Origin of the sequence: Streptomyces sp. NPDC059900 (assembly GCF_050270335.1) — a bacterium.
GTDB lineage: Bacteria > Actinomycetota > Actinomycetes > Streptomycetales > Streptomycetaceae > Streptomyces.
In genome coordinates this window covers 1-5,050 of sequence record NZ_JBNNJZ010000570.1, presented here as the reverse complement: position 1 = coordinate 5,050, position 5,050 = coordinate 1, and the positions used below count along the sequence as shown (strand labels likewise).

The window sequence follows — 5,050 nt, the reverse complement described above, 5'->3', positions numbered from 1 at the left end:
GGACAAGAACTCCGCCCACGTGATGCTCGTCCGGGCTGGTCTCGCACCCGGCTAGCGCTGATCGTGCAAGACCTGCACCCCCGTCGGGGGGTCAGGCGACGTGAGCTAGGAATCCCCCGGCTTCAGCTGGGGGAGGAGTCAACTGTCGTGGTGCTCTTCTACATCGCCAGGACGTTTCACCACCAGGGTGAAGAGTCCAGGATGCAGCGCCAGCTCCTCGAGGCACAGCGTCTCGAGCTCGCGATGCAACGCGAGGTCGCAGTGGAGCAGCACCGGAGTGCTCAGCAGGCCGCCGCGGCGACACTGCGGCGCCAGCACCAGAGCCTGTTGCAAATGGCGATCAGCGACCCACTGCTCATGGAGTGCTGGCCAGGTTACGGGCCGCGCGTCACGGGGAGCCGACGCAGGCAGTACATGTACGCGAACCTAGTGATCTCGCACCACGCTATGTGCTTCGACTTGGGCTACTACACCGACGACGAGATCGAGGAAGCTCTCTTTCACACCTTCAGCAGCACGGTGACGAAAGAGTTCTGGCAGGAAACCCGCTCTCGGCGCAATGGCTCAACCCCCTACGGCGGCAGCATGCGCAAATTCTACGAACTGGCCGAGGCAGCCTATGCGCGGCGCACGGGCGACCAGTAGGCACGGCCCGGCGTATCCCGCCGGGCCGTGGCCGGTATCAGGCAGTGGGCGGGATCCACCCTGCGCTGATCAGTACATCGCGGGGAACCACGACGAGGTTCTCTCCGGCACCGATACCGGAACCCTGCGGCAGGCTGTTCTGGAGTTCCGTCGATGCTGCGGTGCCGATAAAAGCAACGTCTCCGTTGGAAAGCGAGAACACTGCGGGACAGTTGGAGTCGTGGATGCAGCGTCGGCCCGTGGTGTCCAGCCGCCTAACAATCTTCATGTGAATTCGGGCGTTCCTTCTGTGTGAGGACCTGCGGGTTTGCATGTCAGGCGTTTCCGGTGCAGTCCGCACGAGTTCTGGCCGATGAAGCACGAAGAGCCGCCAGGTACGCGCGCGTGAGGGGCCGTCGCGCACGCCACCGCTCGAACGGTGGCCGCAGCCTAGGGCACGGCCGACGCCCAGCGCAGGTACCCGGCTCAGGATCCAGGCGTGTCCGCGCCTGGCATCTGCCGGGCCGTGCACATCATGCCGGCGGGACGTGTGTGCTCTGCCCCGACCACCCTTCTCGGGTCCGGCCGCCCGGTTCGCCCCCAGACGTCGCCAACCCGGCCCGGCAGAGCCCGGACAGGGCGCAGCGCACCGACGGATGCTGCGGGTAACGGCCCGGTACAGGAGTTGTGCTGCTGCGTACCCGGCATCCGTGCGGTCGTCAGCCGGTGATGCCGCGCCGGGGACGCAGCGTGCGCAACGAGGTCGGGTGACCGTGAAGCTCGCCTCACTCCCGGGAGTGTCCGGGGATGCACCCGGTTGATGGCGTCACCCGCAGGCGGTACCGCGGGGGCCGGCAGACTGTGGCCGTGCGGCGGCAAGGGACGAGTGCCGGGATGCTGACCGAGCGCTCGTGATGCGGAATGCTGTTGTCATGAGCGAAGAATCCCAGCGGCTGGCGAAAGCTCTCACCGAGTTCCGGGAAGCCGGGGGCATCTCCGTCAGGGAGCTGGCGTATCGCACCGGGTTGAGCCAGGCGACCATCAGGCTCCACGAGAGTGATCGCGGACGCTTGCCCGTCCCCTTCGCAGCCCGGCGTCTGGAGGAGGTACTCGGTTGGGCACCGGGCAGCGTCCCGACCGCGTGGCGCGAGACGACGGATCGCCAGCTCCCGCCGGACTCCGGCGCTGTCACTGGGTAGTTCGATAGATCAGGTGATGGGGGTACGGCCCCGGACTGCTGGTGCCCCACGTCCCCGGGCTTTCCGTACCCGCCTCGTGGCGGGCCTGTACTCCTTGGTGCCGACCACTACGCCGCTGGCCTTCGGGCCGCACCGCCGCACGCGGGATCCAGCGGCTGCCCCCTGGCGGGTGTCGCTGTTCCCGGCAGGGCGCGCCGGGGGCCTCGGGCACACCTGCAGGCGGGGCCTATTGGCGTGCGGCAGGCCTGGAACCGCGCAGGCCGACGGCGGCGATCAAGGTCCCCAGCACCACCATGGCCACCGGTGAGAAGCGCCGTGCGGTAGGCGTCCAGGACCGCGCCGGGTGAGCCGTCGGTGCCGGCTGCGGCGATCCCGTACACCGCGGTCACTGCGGAGATCCCGACCGCCGAGCCGAACTGGGTGAACGTGTAGAGCAGTCCGCCCGCCAGGCCCTGCTCCTCGCGGGCCACGCTCTCGGTCGCCGCGATGGTCAGCGGCCCGTAGGCCAGCGCGAAGGCGGTGCCCGCGATGATCAGGCTGGGGAACATCGCCGCGTAGGACCAGTCCGCGCTGACCGGCAGGAAGAGCCCGTAGGCCAGGATCGCCAGCACAAAGCCGCCGACGACGACCCGGCTGTTGCCGTAGCGGCTGACCAGGCGCGGAGTGAGGGTGGGCGCCAGCACCGCGTCACAGCCCATGACGAGCAGCGCGAGCGCGGTCTGCAGCGAGGACCAGCCGCGCAGTTCTTGCAGGTAGGGCGTGACGATGAACTGGAAGCCGAAGAAGGCGCCCAGGAAGAGCAGCGCGGCGACGTCGGCCCGCACCATCGCCGCCTGGCGCAAGATGTCCGGCCCTACCAGCGGCGCTGTGGCGCGCCGTTCTGGCCTACATGCAGTCCCGCCAGCACCTGCCCTAGGCCAGCATCAGGAGCTCACAGTGTCTCTTCCCCGGCCGTCAGCCGGGACGGCCGATGAACCCGGTCAGCCTGCAAGTCCAACTGCGTGAGATCGGAGTCCCTCCGCAGCGCGGCAGAAGCTCCGCGATCCGTCAGCTCGTCCTCCAAGCCCCGGCCCCCGTCATCGCGAAAGCACTCGGCTACCACGACAAGACCGCTACTCGCCTGGTCGCCGAGGCCGGCGGAACCTGGAGCCGATACGGCCCTGGTGACCACACACGGTGAGTTGTCGCTCCGCTCCCGCTGACATGCCTCGTTACTCAGGGAAAGCGAAGCCCAGTTCGCGCAGGCGGGACAGGCGAGCTTCGAGGCACTGCTCCAGCGACCCAGCGTCGGTACGCACGAGGATGTCGTCACGCAACGGGGCGTCACTCGCCACGAACGTCCAGGGCTTCCGCCTCTCTGCTATCCGCTCAGCATCAGCCTTGAACAGCACGGTGATGCCCTGTTCGGCCAGCGCCTCCATGATCGCGACAACGTCCACCGGTGGTCCCTCCAGAAGTGACTCGAACACACCACGGTGAACCTATCCGTCCGAGGGGGCACCGCGAACACGGTCCTTGCCACCCAGAGTGACCAACGAGGGCTGTCCAAGCTGCAATACGCGGCACCTCAACATGCGAGCCCACCAGTCCCGAGGCCGGGGAAGTACGCGCAGCGGGGTCAGTGGCGGGTGGTGGCGACGGTGAGCCCGAGGCCGATCAGTGCGATGCCGCCCGCGCCGCCGATCATCGACAGGCGCCGGTCGGAGCCGGCGAACCAGGTTCGGGCCGCCGAGGCACCCAGGCCCCAGACGGTGTCGCAGACCAGGCCGATCCCGGCATGGATCAGGCCAAGGACCATCATCTGCAACGGGATGTTCCCCGCGTCGTGGTTCACGAACTGCGGCAGGACCGCGGCGAAGAAGACCAGGCCCTTGGGGTTCGTGGCGCCCACCAGCAGGCCGTCCAGGACGGCGCGCAGATCACCGCGCCGCTCGCCCTCCCCGGTCGTCAGACCGGCGCGCAGCCGGCCACGGTGGCGGTACGCCTGGACGCCGAGGTAGACGAGGTAGACGGCGCCGGCCAGCTTCACGGCGGTGAACACGGTGGTCGAGCTCTGGACCAGGGCGCCGACGCCGAGTGCGACGGCAATGACGAGGGCGTAGCAGCCCAGGAGGTTGCCCAGGACGGTGGCGAGCGCGGTGCGGCGGCCGTGCGCGAGGGCGCGGCCGACGACGAACAGGACGCTCGGGCCGGGGATCGCGATCACGACGAGGGACATCGCGGCGAACGCCAGAAGGCTTTCGGTCTTCACCATGAGCTGGGACTTCCTGATCTGTGCCGCGCAACCAACGAAGGGCGGTGCGGGGGTGTGAGCAGTGACGAGGCCGCTGCGGCCGGACGGCGTGCGATCCGCTCAGGAGCCTGACCGGGACGACCGGTTCCGATCAACTGATTGTGAAATCCTGCAATCGTGATTACCCTGCGCTTCGCCGAGACGGCCGAGGAGGACATCGCCTTCTGCGTCTCCCCTCTGCTCGAAGCCGTCCACTCCTGGCACGTCCTCACCGACCCCGGCCACCACGCCCTGCACGTCCCCTGGGTCAGGCGGTGCCGCCGCCTGCCCGCCGCCTTGCGCCGGCGTATGCGCGAGCACGCCTTCGTCGTGGCCGACTACGTCCCCGCCCTCTTCGAAAGCCGCACCGGTGATCACGACGCCGACTTCGCGGACCAGCTCGCGGCTGTGCGGGGCCTGCCGCCCGCTCTGCTGGCCGCCGAACTCGCCCTGACGCTTGTCGACACCTCCCGCTACACCGGCGACGACCTCGTCGACGACCGCGCCATCCGCGACGCGGTGCTCACCGAATACGGCAACAGCGACCCAAGCCGGGCGGCACGCCTGGAGGACATCCTCACCGACCCCCTCCCCGTCCTCGACGACGCGCTCAGCGTGCTGGAGGACTACTGGGACGCCGCCTTCGCCCAGGAGTGGGAGCGCATCGAGCCTTCCTTGTACGAGTCGATCACCCGCTCAGGCGCCCGGATAGCCCACCACGGCCTGTTCCCGATGCTCCGCACCCTCGCTCCCCAGATCCGCGTAGATCCCGGCCGCCGGACCCTGCGCCTCGACCGTCCGCACGACCACGACATCCTTGTCACACGCGACCACCCCGTGACGTTCACCGCCAGTCACTACGTCTGGCCCCACGTCCGCGTCACCTGCGACGCCCCCTGGCCCCTGCGGATCACCTACCCCGCTCTGCCCCTCGCACCCGCTGCGACCGCCCGCC

7 protein-coding genes are annotated in these 5,050 nt (G+C 69.0%); 3 read left to right on the top strand and 4 right to left on the bottom strand.

All coding sequences use genetic code 11. The features are described 5' to 3' along the window. The first annotated feature begins 147 nt into the window (after positions 1–147). Positions 148–645: a DUF6082 family protein gene (locus ACQKIP_RS39330; protein WP_365863566.1), complete on the top strand. Its 498-nt coding sequence runs from the start codon at positions 148–150 to the stop codon at positions 643–645. Between the two features lie 37 nt (positions 646–682). Here ACQKIP_RS39330 and ACQKIP_RS39325 read toward each other — a convergent pair whose 3' ends face one another. After that, the gene (locus tag ACQKIP_RS39325) at positions 683–913 is read right to left on the bottom strand and encodes a hypothetical protein (RefSeq protein ID WP_365863564.1); all 231 of its coding nucleotides are present in this window, start codon (positions 911–913) and stop codon (positions 683–685) included. Positions 914–1,538: 625 nt separating this feature from the next. Here ACQKIP_RS39325 and ACQKIP_RS39320 point away from each other — a divergent pair. Beyond that, positions 1,539–1,823, top strand: a complete 285-nt coding sequence (locus ACQKIP_RS39320; protein WP_365863682.1) for a helix-turn-helix domain-containing protein — start codon at positions 1,539–1,541, stop codon at positions 1,821–1,823. A 107-nt stretch (positions 1,824–1,930) separates the two neighbouring features. On the opposite strand, the gene ACQKIP_RS39315 is transcribed toward ACQKIP_RS39320, so the two are convergent. From ACQKIP_RS39315 to ACQKIP_RS39305, 3 genes are all read right to left on the bottom strand, one after another. Then, a complete protein-coding gene (locus tag ACQKIP_RS39315) occupies positions 1,931–2,665 on the bottom strand; it encodes an MFS transporter (protein WP_365863562.1) in 735 nt (244 codons plus the stop codon). A gap of 369 nt (positions 2,666–3,034) precedes the next feature. Continuing rightward, a complete protein-coding gene (locus ACQKIP_RS39310) occupies positions 3,035–3,262 on the bottom strand; it encodes a hypothetical protein (RefSeq protein WP_365863560.1) in 228 nt (75 codons plus the stop codon). Between the two features lie 179 nt (positions 3,263–3,441). Further along, the gene (locus ACQKIP_RS39305) at positions 3,442–4,077 is read right to left on the bottom strand and encodes a LysE family translocator (protein ID WP_365863558.1); all 636 of its coding nucleotides are present in this window, start codon (positions 4,075–4,077) and stop codon (positions 3,442–3,444) included. A gap of 156 nt (positions 4,078–4,233) precedes the next feature. On the opposite strand from ACQKIP_RS39305, the gene ACQKIP_RS39300 reads away from it, so the two are divergent. Next, a partial coding sequence (locus ACQKIP_RS39300; RefSeq protein ID WP_427745253.1) for a DUF5937 family protein occupies positions 4,234–5,050 on the top strand: 817 nt, incomplete at its 3' end.